The 15,805-nt window shown below is 58.4% G+C and carries 16 protein-coding genes; 10 read left to right on the plus strand and 6 right to left on the minus strand.

The window, feature by feature from the left end:
* Positions 1-59 precede the first annotated feature (59 nt).
* The 5 genes from U0C82_RS09575 to U0C82_RS09595 all read left to right on the plus strand — a co-directional run bounded on the left by U0C82_RS09575 (position 60) and on the right by U0C82_RS09595 (position 5,350).
* Positions 60-1,130 carry a substrate-binding domain-containing protein gene (locus U0C82_RS09575; RefSeq protein WP_322186834.1) on the plus strand — a complete coding sequence of 357 codons (1,071 nt, stop codon included), beginning with the start codon at positions 60-62 and terminating at the stop codon, positions 1,128-1,130.
* 86 nt (positions 1,131-1,216) lie between these two features.
* A complete protein-coding gene (locus tag U0C82_RS09580) occupies positions 1,217-2,728 on the plus strand; it encodes a sugar ABC transporter ATP-binding protein (protein ID WP_322186835.1) in 1,512 nt (503 codons plus the stop codon).
* On the plus strand, positions 2,725-3,687 hold the full coding sequence (locus U0C82_RS09585) for an ABC transporter permease (RefSeq protein WP_322186837.1): 963 nt from the start codon (positions 2,725-2,727) through the stop codon (positions 3,685-3,687). Before U0C82_RS09580 ends, U0C82_RS09585 begins: the two co-directional genes overlap by 4 nt.
* 2 nt (positions 3,688-3,689) lie before the next feature.
* Positions 3,690-4,643: an ABC transporter permease gene (locus U0C82_RS09590; protein ID WP_322186838.1), complete on the plus strand. Its 954-nt coding sequence runs from the start codon at positions 3,690-3,692 to the stop codon at positions 4,641-4,643.
* A gap of 26 nt (positions 4,644-4,669) precedes the next feature.
* Positions 4,670-5,350 (plus strand): SGNH/GDSL hydrolase family protein, encoded by a 681-nt coding sequence (locus tag U0C82_RS09595; RefSeq protein WP_322186840.1) that lies wholly within the window; start codon positions 4,670-4,672, stop codon positions 5,348-5,350.
* Between the two features lie 442 nt (positions 5,351-5,792).
* On the opposite strand, the gene U0C82_RS09600 is transcribed toward U0C82_RS09595, so the two are convergent.
* On the minus strand, positions 5,793-7,067 hold the full coding sequence (locus U0C82_RS09600) for an APC family permease (RefSeq protein ID WP_322186841.1): 1,275 nt from the start codon (positions 7,065-7,067) through the stop codon (positions 5,793-5,795).
* A gap of 36 nt (positions 7,068-7,103) precedes the next feature.
* Positions 7,104-7,328, minus strand: coding sequence for a hypothetical protein (locus U0C82_RS09605; RefSeq protein WP_322186842.1), 225 nt, complete (start codon positions 7,326-7,328; stop codon positions 7,104-7,106).
* Positions 7,329-7,483: 155 nt separating this feature from the next.
* On the opposite strand from U0C82_RS09605, the gene U0C82_RS09610 reads away from it, so the two are divergent.
* Positions 7,484-7,963 carry an Lrp/AsnC family transcriptional regulator gene (locus tag U0C82_RS09610; protein ID WP_322186843.1) on the plus strand — a complete coding sequence of 160 codons (480 nt, stop codon included), beginning with the start codon at positions 7,484-7,486 and terminating at the stop codon, positions 7,961-7,963.
* A gap of 174 nt (positions 7,964-8,137) precedes the next feature.
* Here U0C82_RS09610 and U0C82_RS09615 read toward each other — a convergent pair whose 3' ends face one another.
* Entirely contained in the window at positions 8,138-8,962 is an 825-nt protein-coding gene (locus U0C82_RS09615; RefSeq protein ID WP_322186844.1) for an AraC family transcriptional regulator, read from the minus strand.
* 325 nt (positions 8,963-9,287) lie between these two features.
* Between U0C82_RS09615 and U0C82_RS09620 the strand changes: the two genes are divergently transcribed.
* Positions 9,288-9,413 (plus strand): hypothetical protein, encoded by a 126-nt coding sequence (locus U0C82_RS09620; protein WP_322186845.1) that lies wholly within the window; start codon positions 9,288-9,290, stop codon positions 9,411-9,413.
* On the opposite strand, the gene U0C82_RS09625 is transcribed toward U0C82_RS09620, so the two are convergent.
* Positions 9,410-9,571 carry a transposase gene (locus U0C82_RS09625; protein ID WP_416186645.1) on the minus strand — a complete coding sequence of 54 codons (162 nt, stop codon included), beginning with the start codon at positions 9,569-9,571 and terminating at the stop codon, positions 9,410-9,412. The genes U0C82_RS09620 and U0C82_RS09625 overlap by 4 nt on opposite strands.
* 598 nt (positions 9,572-10,169) lie before the next feature.
* On the opposite strand from U0C82_RS09625, the gene U0C82_RS09630 reads away from it, so the two are divergent.
* Complete coding sequence (locus U0C82_RS09630) at positions 10,170-11,102, plus strand: tyrosine-type recombinase/integrase (RefSeq protein WP_322186846.1); 933 nt, start codon at positions 10,170-10,172, stop codon at positions 11,100-11,102.
* 68 nt (positions 11,103-11,170) lie between these two features.
* Here U0C82_RS09630 and U0C82_RS09635 read toward each other — a convergent pair whose 3' ends face one another.
* Together U0C82_RS09635 and U0C82_RS09640 are read right to left on the minus strand one after the other, a co-directional pair.
* The gene (locus tag U0C82_RS09635) at positions 11,171-12,673 is read right to left on the minus strand and encodes a nuclease domain-containing protein (RefSeq protein WP_322186847.1); all 1,503 of its coding nucleotides are present in this window, start codon (positions 12,671-12,673) and stop codon (positions 11,171-11,173) included.
* A gap of 100 nt (positions 12,674-12,773) precedes the next feature.
* Positions 12,774-15,086: an McrB family protein gene (locus U0C82_RS09640; RefSeq protein ID WP_322186848.1), complete on the minus strand. Its 2,313-nt coding sequence runs from the start codon at positions 15,084-15,086 to the stop codon at positions 12,774-12,776.
* A 130-nt stretch (positions 15,087-15,216) separates the two neighbouring features.
* Between U0C82_RS09640 and U0C82_RS09645 the strand changes: the two genes are divergently transcribed.
* Entirely contained in the window at positions 15,217-15,423 is a 207-nt protein-coding gene (locus U0C82_RS09645; protein WP_322186849.1) for a hypothetical protein, read from the plus strand.
* A 108-nt stretch (positions 15,424-15,531) separates the two neighbouring features.
* The coding region (locus U0C82_RS09650) for a helix-turn-helix domain-containing protein (protein ID WP_322186850.1) at positions 15,532-15,805 on the plus strand (274 nt) is incomplete at its 3' end.

Below are 15,805 nucleotides of genomic sequence, written 5' to 3' on the forward strand. Positions count from 1 at the left end.
AGGCAGGAATCCGCCTCCTGCAGCCCATGTCTGCGGCCTGATTTTTGGAGGAGTCCCAGATGAAGTCTACGATCAGAACCGTCTCAGCGGCGTTGTTGGCGTCCGTGTGTGCGACAGCCGCCTTCGCCGAGCCAACCGTCGCGTTGATGGAAGGCGTTTTCCCGGCGCAGGGTGACAATCCAGTTGTCGAAGCCGGCACGTTCGAAAGCGAGTGTGGTTGGACGATCGGCATGAGTGCCTTCGGTGTGAATGCCAATACCTGGACCGTGCAGGTCGCCTCTGAATCGGAGGCGGAGGCCGAGCGCCACGAATGCATCGACAAGTTCATCCTGCTCGATGCCAATCTCAACCAGAACAAGCAGGTTGCCGATATCGAAGACCTGATCGCGCAGGGCGTGGATGCCATCATCGTCCAGCCCGTGACGTCCACCTCGGCCAATGCGTCGATGGAGAAGGCGGTGGATGCGGGCATCCCTGTCGTCCTGCACACGGGTCGCGTCGAGACCGACGCCTACACGACCGAAATTCAGGGGGGCGCGGAGCATTTCGGCAAGGTCATGGGCGACTGGCTGGTGGAAAATGTCGGCAATGACGGCAGAATCTGGGTGCTGCGCGGACTGGCCGGGCACCCCGAAGACACCAATCGCTATCACGGCCTTCAACAGGCGCTCGAAGGCACGAATGTTGAAATCGTGGCCGAAGAATACGGCGACTGGCAGTACGATCGCGGCAAGTCCGTCTGCGAGACCCTTTACCTCAACAACCCGGACGTCGATGGCATATGGTCGTCCGGGGCAGATATGACGCGGGCGTGCGTCGATGTTTTCAAGCAGTTCGGAGCCGAAATTCCGCCGATCTCAGGCGAAGGCAACAACGGCTTCTTCGGTCAGTGGATAGCCGACGGCTTTCAGTCGATCTCTTCGGAGTACGGACCCAATCAGGGCGCTGCCGGCGTGCGCGCCGCGGTCGCGCTGCTCGAAGGCGAAGAACTGTACAAGCACTACGTCTATCATCCGGAAGGCTGGGGTCTCGAGAAGGCCAAGCAGTACTACCGCGATGACCTTTCGGCCAATGTGTGGTGGCCGTCCGAGCTTCCGGAAGAAACGCTCCAGCGCATCTACGGCAACTGAACGCTCCTCCCAAGAGCATGTCCCCGCGCGGAGCCCTGCGGCGCTCCGTGCGGGGAGACTTCGGATAGCTGCCAAAGGCACCGCACGTGTCCAATCTCATCGAACTCGCGAACATATCGAAGTCATTCGGCGGAAACCTTGCCGTCGACAATGTGACGCTCGAACTCTTTCCCGGATCTGTCCATGCTCTCATGGGTGAGAACGGGGCGGGCAAGTCGACGCTGATGAAAATATTGGCGGGCGTCCACCAGCCCGACAGGGGCGGGATCTTCAAGAACGGGCGCAAGATCGCGTTCACCACCCCCCGCGATGCTCTCGACTTCGGCATCTCCACCGTCTTTCAGGAGTTGTCTCTCCTGCCCAATCTCACCATTGCCGAGAACATGTTCCTGGGCCGAGAACCGGTGACGATCTTCCGGACGGTCGATTACGCCAAGATGCACGCTGAAACGCGTAAGGCGCTGGACGATGTGGGCCTCGACCTCGATCCGCGCACGCAGGTTTCCCGGCTTTCGATCGCCGAGCGGCAATTCGTGGAGATCGCGCACGGCATCAAGGCCGATGCCTCGATCTTCATTCTCGACGAGCCGACGGCAGCCCTCAACGCGGCGGACGTGGAGGTCCTGAACAAGCACATTCGGCGGTTGCGCGATGCGGGAAAGGCAATCGTCTATATTTCGCACCGTATGGACGAGATCTTCACTGTCTGCGATACGGTGACCGTCCTGAAGGATGGCAGGCTTGTCGGCACCAGGCCGCTTCACGAAATGACGCCGGACTCCCTCATCGCCATGATGGTGGGACGCGAACTTGCCGACCTCTTTCCAGCGCGGGGCGCTCGCGCGGGCAGACCCGTGCTCGAGATTTCCCACTTCAAGATCAAGGCCACCAGCAAGCCTTTCTCCCTTACGGTCCGTTCGGGCGAGGTGGTCGCGCTGGCCGGTCTGGAAGGGCAGGGGCAGTCCAAGATCATGCGCGCCCTGGTGGGGCAGTATCAGCCCTTTTCCGGCTCGGTGACCGTCAACGGTCATGCCCTCGACATTCCGGTTCCGGCCAATGCCGGCATCCGGAAATTGCGGGCAATGGGTGTCGGGTTCGTGCCCGAGGACCGAAAAGACGAGGGTCTGTTCCTCGGACTGCCGATCCACCACAACATTGCGATCGGGCTGCAGGCGACCCATGCCGGTTTCTCCTATGCCAGGCATTACCGCAGCGAAGTCGAGACCGCGTTCGCCAGCATGAACATCAAGGCCTCGGGTCCCTCCGCCGCTGTCGGCTCGCTGTCCGGCGGCAATCAGCAGAAAGTGCTCTTGGCACGCTACCTTGCCGCAGACCTGACCTTGCTGCTGATCGAGGAACCGACGCGGGGCGTCGATGTCGGTGCCAAGGCGGAAATATACAAGCTCATTCGGGACTTCGCGACCAAGGGTGGCGCCGTTCTGGTCGTCTCGCGCGAGACGCTGGAACTGATCGGCTTATGCGATCGGATCTACGTCGTTCACGGCGAGACCCTCGTCTCCGAAATGCGGGCGGACCGGGCCACCGAACACGGCATTCTCGATGCCGCGCTCGTAGCATCACGGGGGGCAGCACAATGACGGCCACAATCCGCAGCTTTCTGACGGGCTCGGCAGGTCGGCAGGGGCTATGGCTCCTCCCGCTCGCAATCACTCTCCTCATCGGCATCGTTCTTGCGATACGATCACCTTTATTCCTGACGCATGAAAACCTGCTCAACCTCGTTGCGCAGGCGATGCCCCTCCTGATTGCCGCCATCGGTCAGATGTTCGTCATCGTGGTGGGCGGTCTCGATCTTTCAGTCGGGTCGGTCATCAGCTTTACGACCGCCGTGCTGGCGCTCGGGGGGCCGGCCTATCTTCTCATACCGCTGGTCCTTGTTCTTGCCGCCGTGATCGGGTTCACCAACGGGTTCGTCATTTCGCGGTTCAAGGTTCACCCGATCATCGCGACGCTCGCCATGCAGTACATCGTCCTGGGCCTGGCGCGCATTCTCCGACCGGTATCGGGCGGCGATGTCCCACGAGCCGTGATCGACGCGGTGTCCGGTTCGCTGTTGGGCGTTCCATATCCGGTGTTCTGGGGCATTCTCATTGTCGCACTGGCCTGGAAGCTGGTTCACGGATCCCGTTTCGGGCTGCATCTGTTCGCCATCGGCGGGGGAGCGGCTTCCGGTACCGACGATGCGGCGCGCAATTTCGGTGTGCCAAGCGGGCGAACGGTCATTCTCGCCTACGTCGTTTGCTCATGCTTTGCGGCGCTGGCCGGCATTTTTCTCGCCGGTCGTATCGTGTCAGGCGACCCCAATGTCGGGCTCCTGTTCGAACTCGATGCGATTACGGCCGTGGCCATCGGCGGCACACAGCTCTCGGGCGGCGTGGGAAGCTTGCACGGCACGATCATCGGCGCGCTGCTGCTGGCCATCTTATCCAACGGCATGAACATGACAGGCGTTTCGCCCTTCATCCAGACCGCGATCAAGGGCGGCATCCTGTTGCTGGTCGTCGGACTGCAACGACGCCGGAAGATGGGATTGTAGCAATGTCCGATGCTCTGAAAACGCCCGTCATCCGCACCCTGCTGCGTGTGCCTCCCGCATACTACGTCTTCACGCTGCTGCTGATCATCCTGTTCGTTACCCGGCCACAGATGCTCGATTTCAACGTGATGGGCACGTTCGTCCGCCAGGTTGCCCCGCTGGGCGTCCTGGTATTGGGTCAGTTGCTCGTCATGCGCGTCAAGAGTATCGATCTTTCCGGCGGCGGCATCATTCTTCTGGTCAACTACTTCATATCGTCGGGCACCTTTCCCGACGCATCACCGGGATTCTTCGTCGTCCTGAGCCTTGCGATCGGCACTGCGATCGGCTTCCTGAACGGCTGGATGGTGGGCCGGCGGCGAGTTTCGGCGGTGATCGTGACGCTCGCGGTCAGCATTGTCCTGGTGGGACTGGTGCAATATCTGGCGAGCGGCAAGCCGCCAGGCGACGTACCGCGCTACTTCAATGAAATCTATAATACCAGGCTCGGTCCCATCCCTTCGCCCGTGATCTTCTGGTTCATTCTCACCCTCGTCATGTCGGCCTTTCTGGGGTTGACGGTCTTCGGACGCTACGTCGCGTCCGTCGGCGAAAACACGCAGGCCGCACATTTCTCGGGCGTTCCCGTCGAGCGTACCGTAATTGTCGCTCACACGCTTGCCGGCCTGATTGCTGGAATCGCAGCACTCGTTCAGACCGCCTCGATTGCCGTGGGCAGCGTCCGGGTGGGGCTGGATCTGCCCATCCTCGCGGTCGCCGCCACCATACTGGGCGGAGTCGTGTTCGGACGCGGCGAAGGCGGAGTATGGGGTCCGTTCTTCGGCGTTCTTTCCTTTGCCCTGCTGTTCGTGGTGATGACCACGCAAGGTGTGAGCGATGCCGGCAGGTTGATCGCTCAGGGCATGATCATACTGCTCGCCGCCATTTTCTACGGCGTGAGAAGCTCAAAACCATAAAATCAACCGTTTAGGAGGGGGCAAGGATGTCTCAGCGGAAATCCGTCTTGTGTTTCGGCGATTCTTTGACTTGGGGCTGGATTCCGGCCGTGGAAGGCGCGCCGACGCTTCGTTATCCGTTTGAACAGCGTTGGACCGGAGCCATGGCCAGAGAACTGGGCGACGCGTTTGACATCATCGAAGAAGGTCTGAGCGCGCGCACCACGAGCGCGGACGATCCGAATGATGATCGTCTGAATGGCAGCCGATATTTGCCGGCGGCTCTGGCCAGCCATCTGCCGCTCGATCTGGTCGTCATGATGCTGGGCACCAACGATACCAAGCCATTCTACAACCGTACGCCGTATGACATTGCCTATGGCATGGCCAAGCTGGTGGGTCAGGTGCTGAGCTGCGCCGGAGGAGTCGGAACGCCCTATCCGGCGCCGAAATGCCTCGTCGTCGCGCCGCCACCGCTGAACGCGATGCCACACCCTTATTTTCAAGGCATGTTCGGCGGAGCGCACGAGAAATCGAACGCTCTGGGAAAGCAGTACAAGGATATGGCGAATTTCATGAAGGTCGATTTTCTCGACGCTGGGGATGTGATCACGACCGATGGCTGCGACGGCATCCACTTTACGGCTCGAAACAATCTCGAACTTGGCAAGGCCATTGCCGCAAAGGTGAAGATTGTCATGGAGCGGGACAAGGAGATCGCGGCGTAGCGCTCGCTGCGGATCGGGTCTGGCTTCCTGCAATCGTCTCGCAAGGCTTCATGCCGGTCGCCGCCTCGGTCACCGATTTCGATTCACCCCGGCCAGGTTCGTCTCTCGCCCAACCTGACCCGGGCGGACTTTGCCAGGACGATCAACCGCAACCGGCTCCGGCGCTCCGCTATCGGACGGCGGGTCGCACCATTGCCCGTGCGATGGGCACTCCGGTGTCTCGGCGATCGCGTTCGGGATCATCGCAAGGCGCTCCGTCACTGGGAGCGCGACATTCGGTCGACAGGCTCGACACGAGGGCCAGCGCAGAGAGTTTGCGACAGGGGCGGGTTTCCTCCACCGCCGGATGGCGTCATTTTCGCAGAAAGTTATGTCCGACCCCGTTCGTCGCGGTGCCGACGATAGCAAGGCCAGAGCAACATGAGGGGCTCGGGCAAAGCGCTCACTTGCCGCTGCGTGCAAGGCCGGGCCCCGTCCGGTCGAAGCGATGGCGGACGGCAACCAGAACGCCTGCCAGCACCAGAAGCGCCGAAGGATAGAAGAGGTGGAGGCCGGCGACGATGACGAGCCCCGCCACTACGACGATCGACACCACAGCGATGGCGCGATCAACGAGGCTTCGGCCAAGCCGGAACAAGGCAGCCGCCGAGATGCCGTAGATCAGGAGAAAGTTCTGGCCGGCTGTCGCAAAAAGATTGCCGACATCGACGAGGTCTGCGGCATCGAGACCAATCCCGATCGAGATTATCGCCCCGGCAGCCAGCACTGCGGGCCGTGGGCTGCCCTTGCGCGTTTTGTGCAGGAGGGCGGGCAAATAGCCCTCGCGCGACAGCGACAGGAGCATGCGCGACACCGCCCAGACCGCCGCAAAGAGATTGGCGGCAATGAGGAGAGCCGTTCCTGTCGACATGAGAGCGACACCGATGTTGCCGATGCTCGGGCCTAAAATCGCAAGGAACGGCGCCGCCGTATAAGCATTGGGACCCGCTGCGATGATGATCCCCGCGCACAGAATGTAGAATGCGACCGCGATCAAGAAGGAGGCGAAAACCGCCTTCGGCACGTTGCGCTCCGGATCGCGAAACTCCTCGCTGATTCCGATCGCGACCTCCCACCCCGTGAACGCGAAGAAGACGAGCATGAAAGCCACGAACAGGGTGAACGTCGGCATCGGCACATCTGGCGCCGGCGGGGTTGCCGGACCGGTCGGACCCCAAAGCACAACGATCGATCCGACCGCAAGAGCGCAGAGAAACACCGCGATCGCGATCGACACGGCGGTGCCGATTTTCGACGCAGTGCCGGGAAGCGTGAGGTTTGCCGCGACGGCCAGACCCAGCAGGACAAGGGCGCCGAGCGAAGGATCGATCCCTGTTCCGCTGCCGAGATAATAGCCGCCCGTCAGCGCGATCGAAGGCAAGCCAACGGCGACCGCACCCAGAAAGAGAAACGAGGTCGCGACATTGCCGAACGCACCGAAGGCCTGACCCGCAATGTGCCCGACGCCACCAGCGCGTGGATAGCGACCGGCGAGGATCGCGAACATGGTCAGAAGCGGAACCGAAAGAAGCGCGCAGGCGACCCACGTCCAGAGCGACATCGCCCCGATCTCCTGAGCTGCCAGTCCCGGCAGGATCAGGACACCGGCCCCCAGCACCGTGTTGAGCATCATCGCGGTCCCCGAAACGGGACCAAGTGTCTTGGTGAGTTCACTCATGAGTTTGAATATCCGGTGCTTTCCGTTCCATCGCGATCAAATGGACTGTTCCATCCGCGCCAGCCGGCGAGCCGTGCCGCAAACCGGCCGGAAGATCGATGACATGACCGGGCACACCGACACTCCAAAGACGCATGGAAAGCGAGACGGATTTTCCATCATCAAAAGATCGAATGCGGCGAAGGCTTCCCGTTGCCATGTGCCGGAGGCACAACGCGTTTTCACCTGTTCTTTCGTATCGATCCATGTGGCGTCCGCCATCCCCGACCTCCTGTCGAACGAGCGATGAAGAGCTCCTTGCTTCGCATTTCTATTCGAAAGTTGGGAGATAACGATCTGTCGATTATCGCGCACTTTGCTATTCTGGGTTTGGTGTCAGATGTCCGGGAAACAGAATGCCGCTACGACCGCTTACGATGAAAGACCGCGAACTGATTGAGGTTCTGAAGCAGGATGGTCGGATCAGCTGGACCAATGCGGCCCGCACGTTGGGCCTCTCCCGCATTGCCGTTCAAAAACGCGTCGAAGCCCTGCGGGCGTCGGGCAGGATCGTCGGTTTCACCGTGATTCTCGACGAACCATCGGATCAGCACGGCTCGGCCCGGGCGTTTCTTCGCATCCGGTTCGGACGCGGCAACGATTGCTTCCGCCTCTCCCGGCGCTTTGGATCCGACCGGATTGTCGAGGGACTTTGGGCGGTGACAGGCGATTGGGACGCCGTGATGCTGGTCAATGCACCGTCCCTGAAGATCATCTCCGACTTTCGCGAGCTGATCGTCGCATCGGGCGGTATCGATGAGATCGAGACCGAGGCCGTCCTCGATGAGCTCAGAAGCCGGACGCCAGCGACGACCTCTTTGGATTTCAAGGCCACCAAGGAGAGATCGGACAGCTGAGCGGCATTGAACCTGATGAAGGAAACGGCCGCCTCCACCGGCAACCGGGGGCACGTCGCAACGTGTCCCTCGAGATGCGAAGGCCTCCACTTGGCCGGGGGCCTCTCCGTAGGCCAGAACGAACTTCAAACTGGATCAAGCCGAGGGGGCAATGGCACGAGCGCATCGTCAGTTTCAGTGAACGATGTAGTCTCCCGGCGTGAACCCCATGAGCTTTTTGAAGCTCCGGTTGAAATGCGGTTGATCGTAAAATCCCAGCATGAGACCGACCTGAAGCGGTGGATGGCCCAGGGAAAGCAGATTTTTTGCCGCTTCGATCTTGCGCGAAAGGAAGTAGGCGTAGGGCGATATGCCTTTCGCGCGCGAAAAGCTCTGGATCAGATAGTTTGGATGGAGACCCAATTCCTTTGCAGCTTCAGCCACGGAGAAGGACGTGTTGTCGGTCGAAATGATCTGGGCGGAGATGCGATCGCTGAGGTGTCGGACGGCAAGAGGTTCTTTGCCCGGCCTCATGGCCTTTGCGCCCGCAAAGCCAACGAAGGCGGACGTAATCAGGCGATGGACCAGATGCTCGACCTGCAAGCGCCAGCCGGGTTCGCGCTCGGGGCGGCGGATGGCGATTGCGAGCGCGCTCATGACCCGCATGACGATCTGTGATCGATCGGAGGGCGACACGTCTCGAAAGCCACGGATGCGCTCGATCCCAAGCATTTCGGCGATACCCGCTTCCCCCACATAGACCATGGTGTAGCGAAGGCGGCCGCTTACGGCGCGACCTGTATGGGCTTCTTCCGGGTTCATGCAGGACAGCGTACCGGCCGGGAGAACGTGGCTTGAGCCGCGGCAATGATACCCGCCGACACCTTCAAGGATCGCCCCGATGGCGAAGGTTGTGTGCGCATGACGGCCGAACACATGCGTATCGAAGCTCGCGTCATAGACTTCGACGTCGTTTAGCCAACTCAGGCGATGAAGGCGGTTCGCGCTTGCTTCCGTCATACTCGTTCCTCGCACCGTTCCGGTAAAGACCCTTGTAGCGAAGATGGACAGTCGAGGAAGCAGGTCACAACCGCGGCACGCAACTGTCCGGGCTTACGCCTCGGCGGTCGGCACCCTCCGAGCGCGAGTCGTGGCGACCTTAGTTTCGTACAATCCTTCTGTTTCTCCTTGCGTTATGTATCCTCATCTGACGCGGCTTTTGGGGCTATCATGCAGATTGCACCGGCAATCTTTCATAAGGGTTCGGTCTTTCCATTCGTGAATGTCGGTCAGGACGATCACCCAGCCGTTCTGACGTTGGGTCCTGAAGGGACAAGTTCCTACCATGCAGCCAGACAGGTCGTCCGCCTGTGGGGTGGGCCGTATCGTTCTGTTCGAGACCTATGAGCAAGCCGCTCTTGGTGTTCGCGACGATCCGGGAAACACCGTGCTGATCGTCGCGAATGCCTAGCGATCCGGGATGTCGCTTGAGGAGCACCCCGTGCGAAACCGCCATAGCATGCCGTTGATCACGCGCCGGTCATGGACCCGTTCCACACCCCGGCTATTCTGCGGCAGATGCGGCTCGGTGATCGACCATTCCTGATCGCTCAATTCGTGCCGGCGCATGGAAACCTCCTTTCTCAAAGAAGGCGATCAAATCGCGAAGCTCATGAGCCCGGCTATGGGTATGCGGCCTAGACTATTGCAAAGATTGGTGCACCCGACAGGATTCGAACCTGTGACCTCTGCCTTCGGAGGGTGCCTCGTCCGCATTCCCGCAACTTCCCGAGTGATCCCGGAAGTTCACTAAAATATTCAAATTACTGTCTTTTCCAGAACCGCGATTTCCCGTACTATCCGGCTCTGATGGGCAATTTCCTTCTACGGTGATTACCGGGTGCTTACTTTTTCAGGATGGTGCGGACATGCCCAGCATTAGGATCAGCAAGAGTGAAGTCGACAAACTGACCTCAGCAGGCAAGTGCGCGCTCTATTGGGATCAGGCTCTAACGGGCTTTGGCCTGAAGGTCTCCAGTGGAGGCGCGAAGACGTACATAGCGCAATATCGCACGGCAGGGGGCGTTCGGGAAAGACGCGGAGAGTGACAATCGGGAAACATGGGTCGCCATGGACACCTGATAGCGCCCGTGCCGAAGCTAAGCGCCTACTTGGCCACGCAGCCCAAGGAGAGGACCCCGCTGCCGCTAAAACTAAATTTCGGCAGATGCTGACAGTCAGCGAGCTTTGCGACACGTACATGGCGGATGGGACCGGCACGAAGAAAGCCAGCACATTGCCAGTCGATAAGGGACGCATCGAACGGCACATCAAACCGCTGCTGGGGAAGCGAAAGGTCAGCGAGATCAATCAAGCGGACATCCGCAAGTTCCTAAAGAACGTGTCGGAGGGAGCCACTGCTTCAGATACCAAGACGGTCAGCAGGGGACGAGCAATCGTCAAAGGCGGTAAAGGCACGGCGTCTCGTACCGTTGGCCTTCTTGGTGGCATCTTCACCTATGCCATCGAACTCGGTCTCATTCAGGCCAACCCGGTGCGCGGCGTCAAACGCTACCCTGACAAGAGGAATGAGCGGTTCTTGACTGGCAAGGAACTGGCTACTCTCGGGCATGGTCTCTCTGCGGCAGAGGCTCAGGGCTTGAACGGGAAGGCCCTGAACATCATCAAGCTCTTAGTCTTTACCGGAGCTCGCCGTGGCGAAATTGAAGCCTTGCGCTGGAGCAAGGTTGATACTGCGGGTCGCCGCTTAAGGTTGGAAGACTCAAAGACAGGGCAGAAGTCCATGCCTCTGAATAGCGCCGCGCTAGACATTTTGCTCAATCTGCAGGAGCGCGCTGAAGATCGGAGTGGGTTCGTCTTCCCCGCCACTGACGGAGACGGGCATTACGTCGGCACGCCACGCATATGGTCTATCCTGCGCGAGCGTATCGGATTGCACGATGTGAGGCTTCACGATCTGCGGCACTCCTTCGCGAGCGTAGGGGTTGTCAACGGAGCACCGCTTATGGTGGTGGGTGCGCTTCTCGGACACGCGGATCACAGCACAACTCAGCGGTATGCCCATCTTGCCTATGACCCACTAGCAGCCGCGTCAGAACAAATTGGGCAAGCAATCCTTGAAGCTTTGTCTGGCAGGTAGTTTCGATATATCCGAATGGTACGCATCCTTGGCAGGCTTTGACCAAGAGGCACGTGCACAACCGATAGCTATTGTGACGGATCTATCGAGCTTTGATACCAAGCAAGGATCTGCTGAAACCAGCTCTTATTGTAAACGTTTATCGCGCCAAAATTGTGCGAGGATTGATATTCCTGCTCACCGTAGAGTGTTGCTCCTTCCTGTAGGTTTGGAACTATGATGTATGCGCCAGAGGCTGGATGAGATGATAAACGTAATGCGTCGCGATACCGATGAAGCTCACCCAATCCTTCCTGTATAGGTTGACGCCCAGAGCGATATTTGGCGTCTAGGATCAGCCATGACACCAGCTCTCCATCTTTCCAAAAGGCGAGTATGTAATCCGGCACCGCCTGTGAACTGAGGCTCGCATAACGCCTTTGATCTGGTGGCTTTCTCGCAGGCTGGAAGCGAGCCTGATAGATAAGCTCTAGACGCTCGCCGCAAGGACCCGTCCACGACCACAACGATCGATCGGCTGGTCGATCCTCAAAAGGAAATTGCTCTATTGGGGCTTCCTTCGTGGCTTTCCAAGTCGATGCCAACGCCGCCTCTATGGCCGCTACCAATCTGTAGAGAACAAGCAGCTCAAAGAGATCGTAGCTGTGCTTCAGAGCCGAGTAGATATCCTGTCCCGGAGCATAAGCTAAGCCCGGCTCGGCAATATGACGTCCAACACGATGAATCGCCGAATATAAGGGATGATCAGGTAGGCTCTGAAGAACGCTGTCCGTCGGCGGCGATGGCGGCACTACGCGAAACAGGTTCGAATTAACGATACCGTCAAGAGCTGTTAATGCAGTGTCGACTTTCTTCGACAAGAGCCGTGCATACGCTATGACTGAGGGATCCGGCACGCCATGCCCTGATGTGGACCGAAGTTTGTCTCGTGTGAAAACAAGCCGCTTTCGAACTTTCAAAGTGAGAAAGATAATGTATCGCGTGACTGGATGGTCAAGAGAGCGAAGAACACTTGGCTGATCGACGAGGGATTGAGAGTTCGGGGAATAACCTGCCGGAGCCTTCCCCATCACTCCAACCAATTCGAGCGGCCGACGTGATAGCCACAGGACAGTTTTTCGATCGACTGCACGGGACAGACTCAAGCGGCTGACCGTCCGTACGCGCACCGACGCTGAGGGTGGATCCGCAACTATCCGCCGCAACAGGTTCAGAAAAGTTGGAAGCTGGTTTTCGATAATCGCCGGATGAACCGCCGACAAAGCGTCCGGTTCAAGTCTGCCGCTCGCTTGCCCGGGCGACATACCCCACGGCAAGTTGGCCGATACGGTGCTTAGCTCCTCAAGAAGATCTTCCCAAGCCGATAAACCTACCTTCCGTTCGTTTGGCCCTATGTCCAACGTCAGCCATTGTTCCGCGTCGCCATCCTTAAGCATGAAGCTGGTTCGACCAGCCCACACATCAATCAATTGCTCGTAAACGGCGACGAACGTCGTGCCCTCTTGTGACAGACTTATAGGCGTTAGTGCTACGCCCCTGAGTTCCAAAAGTGGAAGGTGGGCTGTGCGCACGGCGAAGACGATCAGTTCTCCCTCAGAACAGACGTACCCGTTCGGCCCTTTAGAAAGAGCCACCAGACCCGCAGGTGTACGTCGATGCGCTTGAAACAACCTAGTACCAAAATCTAACAGTGCCCATCTCCTGCAGAGATGCCTGCATCTGACGAAGCTTGTCGGCACTCATCGTTAGCTTGTGGGCTTCGAGGACTTCAATTGCGGTCTTGATCGCTATCGGGAGTGCGCCCGCGCTATCACCCCTTATCTTAGGTAGGATTTTCGCCAGAACAGCAGCGTCTAGCCCGGTGCTGCGTGCACTTTCAGGAAAAGCACTGACGAAGCCCAGCACCTCATCGCACGTGCGGTAACCAAAATGGCGACGCGCGGGCATAAGTGCGTCGGTTAAAGAACCTAGAACTGGCAGCACGTAGTTCAATGCGTCAGCGCCTTTTCCTGTGGCAATCGCGGTGCTTGCCCACTGTTCGAGATCGACTTCCCAGAACTCGAATGTGAATGCTCGGTCCAATACCTTATCGGAGAACGGATAGGTCGTTTCGTCCATGTTCACCGTACCGAAGATAAATAAGTTTGGCGGCCATATGATATAAGGCGGAATTACATCCACTGGATCTCTGCCAGTGTGTATGGTCAGCTTGCCATCTCTACCCTCCATTGCCGAGAGAAACGGCGCGAAGTAATGCTCTACCCGGGCAAGGTTCATCTCGTCCAAGCAGAGGAAATACGGACGATCTGGATTGTTGGCCGCTGCTAGTAGCAGCCGCAATGTACGGGTCTCCTGAAAAATGGGTGGGTTGGCTAAGGGGTTCACGTAGCCTAGCAGGCCACTTGGGTCCGTCCAGTCGGGCCACACTGCCACCTGTTCGTAATGTGCTTGATAAGAGAGACCTAACGCCTCGCAATAAGCCTTGGCATAGCCTCTAGCCATCGATGTTTTGCCAGTACCTGACAACCCTGCCAGCAGAACAAACCGCTTACCTTGCGCGGCCAAAAATGCCGCATGGATCAGATGAATTTGACTGTCCGAGAATACCAACGGTTTAAGTTGTTCATCATTCCTGAAATGGCGCAGAAGATCGTCGAATGCCACATCCGGCAAAATATCTGAGCTGGCGACGCCACCTTGGTTCTCCTCTTCAACCGTGACCTTTTCGTCGGGACGTTGATCACTAAGGAGCAGCTCTGGAAGCTTCATGTCCGAGGGAAGGCCGCTCCGCCAGTACTCCCCTGTTTCAGTCAGGCTTACCTTCGCTTGGCTACCTGCGCCTTCGATAGCCACAAGCCCCAAGACCTTCATCCATGATATGAGCTGATTGGGCGCGAAGTCGGTGGTCCATCGAGGGTAATAGCTACGACATGCTGTTGCGATCTGGCTTCTGGTCAAAGTCCCGAGACGACCCAGATCATCGAGAATCTGACCAAAGCCGAAGACGGTCCTGACCATGACTGGGGTGAAGACCTCCGATGGCGGCTCGCCTTCTAGAAGCGAGCGACCAGCGGCAGTAGGTCGATACGTACCACCCTCAACTGAAAGCAGCCCAAGTGAAGGAGCTTGGGAAAGTAGGTTGACCCGTGAACCTTGACTCAATGCAGGCGCCTCTTCCGCAATTTGCTGAAGAAGCGACTCGCGGTCGTTTCCATTCTCGGCCGCGCGAATGACAGACAGCAGTAGATCTAGGTTGTTAGATAGAAAATTTATCCCCTTGCGTTGCACGGTCGCTGGGAGCAGTGCGAGCTTTGGGATGTCTGTCGCCTTACCGCCAGTTTCTATTGGGTTCGTCGCTGCGTCAGAGTCTGGTGGTGACAGTATGTGATCCCAGACGAACCACGCGAACTGACTGTAAAGCACATCATTTCGGCTGCTTGTCTCCGGTCCTAGAGCCTCTCTCAATGCCTGCCGAGCAATGACGTGCTGACCGATGAAGCCCAGCTTGTTCGAAGTCTCCTCAAGCCACTGACGAAAGCGATTAGTTCGATAGCTATCAAGGAGACAAAGCGTATCCCTTGGACGAAGGACAGCGAATATTCGAGCCAGACGCGCAGATGGCCGCCGCTGGTTGTGACGTGGGCTTACCAGAGCTAGTATTTTTTCGAACTCCGCGTCGAGCGCACGAGCACGCGCGAGAATGTCATCAGGTGCCCGCCACTGCCGAAGTTCCCACAGAGCGTTGACGATTGCGAGGTCGGTATATGCTCCTGTGACTACAACGGAACTGCCGGGTCCAATTCCTGCGACCCCGTCAACCTCCCACAATCTGCGTTGATGATCCTCGCTCTTAAACTCACTCTCCGACGCGTTCCTAGAGTGCTCAACGGCTGCTAAATATGAGCTGAGCCAAACATCGTCTTTCCCGGGCAAAAATCGATCTCGGTAGGCCGCTTTGATTTCCTGAATGCGGTCTTCTCGCATAATCTATCCTCTAGAACAGCGCGCTCGGAATCACCTTCTAGCTGGTCGAGGGGCAACAGAGCGACAAATTCCGAATGCCTGTCGAACGACAGCGCGTGATTTTATGGCTCAGAACCGGAGATGCAGGTTTTTGACGATCAACGAATTCGAGAGCCAGCTTACCGCAACGATCGGACGTCCGACGGAACTCCGCCCGTTCGTCTGTGAGGACTACCTACTCGACTGCGAAGTGTTCATCGTTGGCTACAACCCGGCGACAAAAATGGACGGCGATTGGTGGCGCTATTGGAAGCGCGGGTATGGCTATCAAAAGAGCATTTCGTTCAAGGAGTGTTGATTTCCACGCGGAACTGACCCGGGATGTCGCCTGATTTCCACTGAGATTTGACCCATGTGACCTTTCCCTCCGATCGCGCTGAGCGAGGAGGGCAATGGAGTGATCCACATGGGACTTTTGAACGTCATCCGCCGAATGGCTCTGCGAGAGAAGCTGCCGATCCGGGAGATCGCCAGGCGGACCGGGCTCTCCCGGAACACCATCAAGAAGTATCTAAAGGCCGGCACGATCGAGCCGAAGTTCTCGGTGCCCGAGCGGCCGAGCAAGCTGGACCCGTTCGCCGACAAGCTCGCGGCCTGGCTGAAGACGGAAGCATCGAAGTCACGCAAGCAACGCCGGCCTTTGACCCACTTGCATGCCGATCTCGTCGCTCTTGGGTTCA

Origin of the sequence: Fulvimarina uroteuthidis (assembly GCF_034321785.1) — a bacterium.
GTDB classification, from domain to species: domain Bacteria; phylum Pseudomonadota; class Alphaproteobacteria; order Rhizobiales; family Rhizobiaceae; genus Fulvimarina; species Fulvimarina uroteuthidis.

Bases quoted from the DNA above. Each gene is read 5' to 3' on its own strand.
- U0C82_RS09575 (WP_322186834.1), top strand. From the start codon at position 60: ATGAAGTCTACGATCAGAACCGTCTCAGCGGCGTTGTTGGCGTCCGTG.
- U0C82_RS09585 (WP_322186837.1), top strand. From the start codon at position 2,725: ATGACGGCCACAATCCGCAGCTTTCTGACGGGCTCGGCAGGTCGGCAG.
- U0C82_RS09590 (WP_322186838.1), top strand. From the start codon at position 3,690: ATGTCCGATGCTCTGAAAACGCCCGTCATCCGCACCCTGCTGCGTGTG.
- U0C82_RS09595 (WP_322186840.1), top strand. From the start codon at position 4,670: ATGTCTCAGCGGAAATCCGTCTTGTGTTTCGGCGATTCTTTGACTTGG.
- U0C82_RS09600 (WP_322186841.1), bottom strand. From the start codon at position 7,067: ATGAGTGAACTCACCAAGACACTTGGTCCCGTTTCGGGGACCGCGATG.
- U0C82_RS09605 (WP_322186842.1), bottom strand. From the start codon at position 7,328: ATGGCGGACGCCACATGGATCGATACGAAAGAACAGGTGAAAACGCGT.
- U0C82_RS09610 (WP_322186843.1), top strand. From the start codon at position 7,484: ATGAAAGACCGCGAACTGATTGAGGTTCTGAAGCAGGATGGTCGGATC.
- U0C82_RS09615 (WP_322186844.1), bottom strand. From the start codon at position 8,962: ATGACGGAAGCAAGCGCGAACCGCCTTCATCGCCTGAGTTGGCTAAAC.
- U0C82_RS09620 (WP_322186845.1), top strand. From the start codon at position 9,288: ATGCAGCCAGACAGGTCGTCCGCCTGTGGGGTGGGCCGTATCGTTCTG.
- U0C82_RS09625 (WP_416186645.1), bottom strand. From the start codon at position 9,571: ATGCGCCGGCACGAATTGAGCGATCAGGAATGGTCGATCACCGAGCCG.
- U0C82_RS09630 (WP_322186846.1), top strand. From the start codon at position 10,170: ATGCTGACAGTCAGCGAGCTTTGCGACACGTACATGGCGGATGGGACC.
- U0C82_RS09640 (WP_322186848.1), bottom strand. From the start codon at position 15,086: ATGCGAGAAGACCGCATTCAGGAAATCAAAGCGGCCTACCGAGATCGA.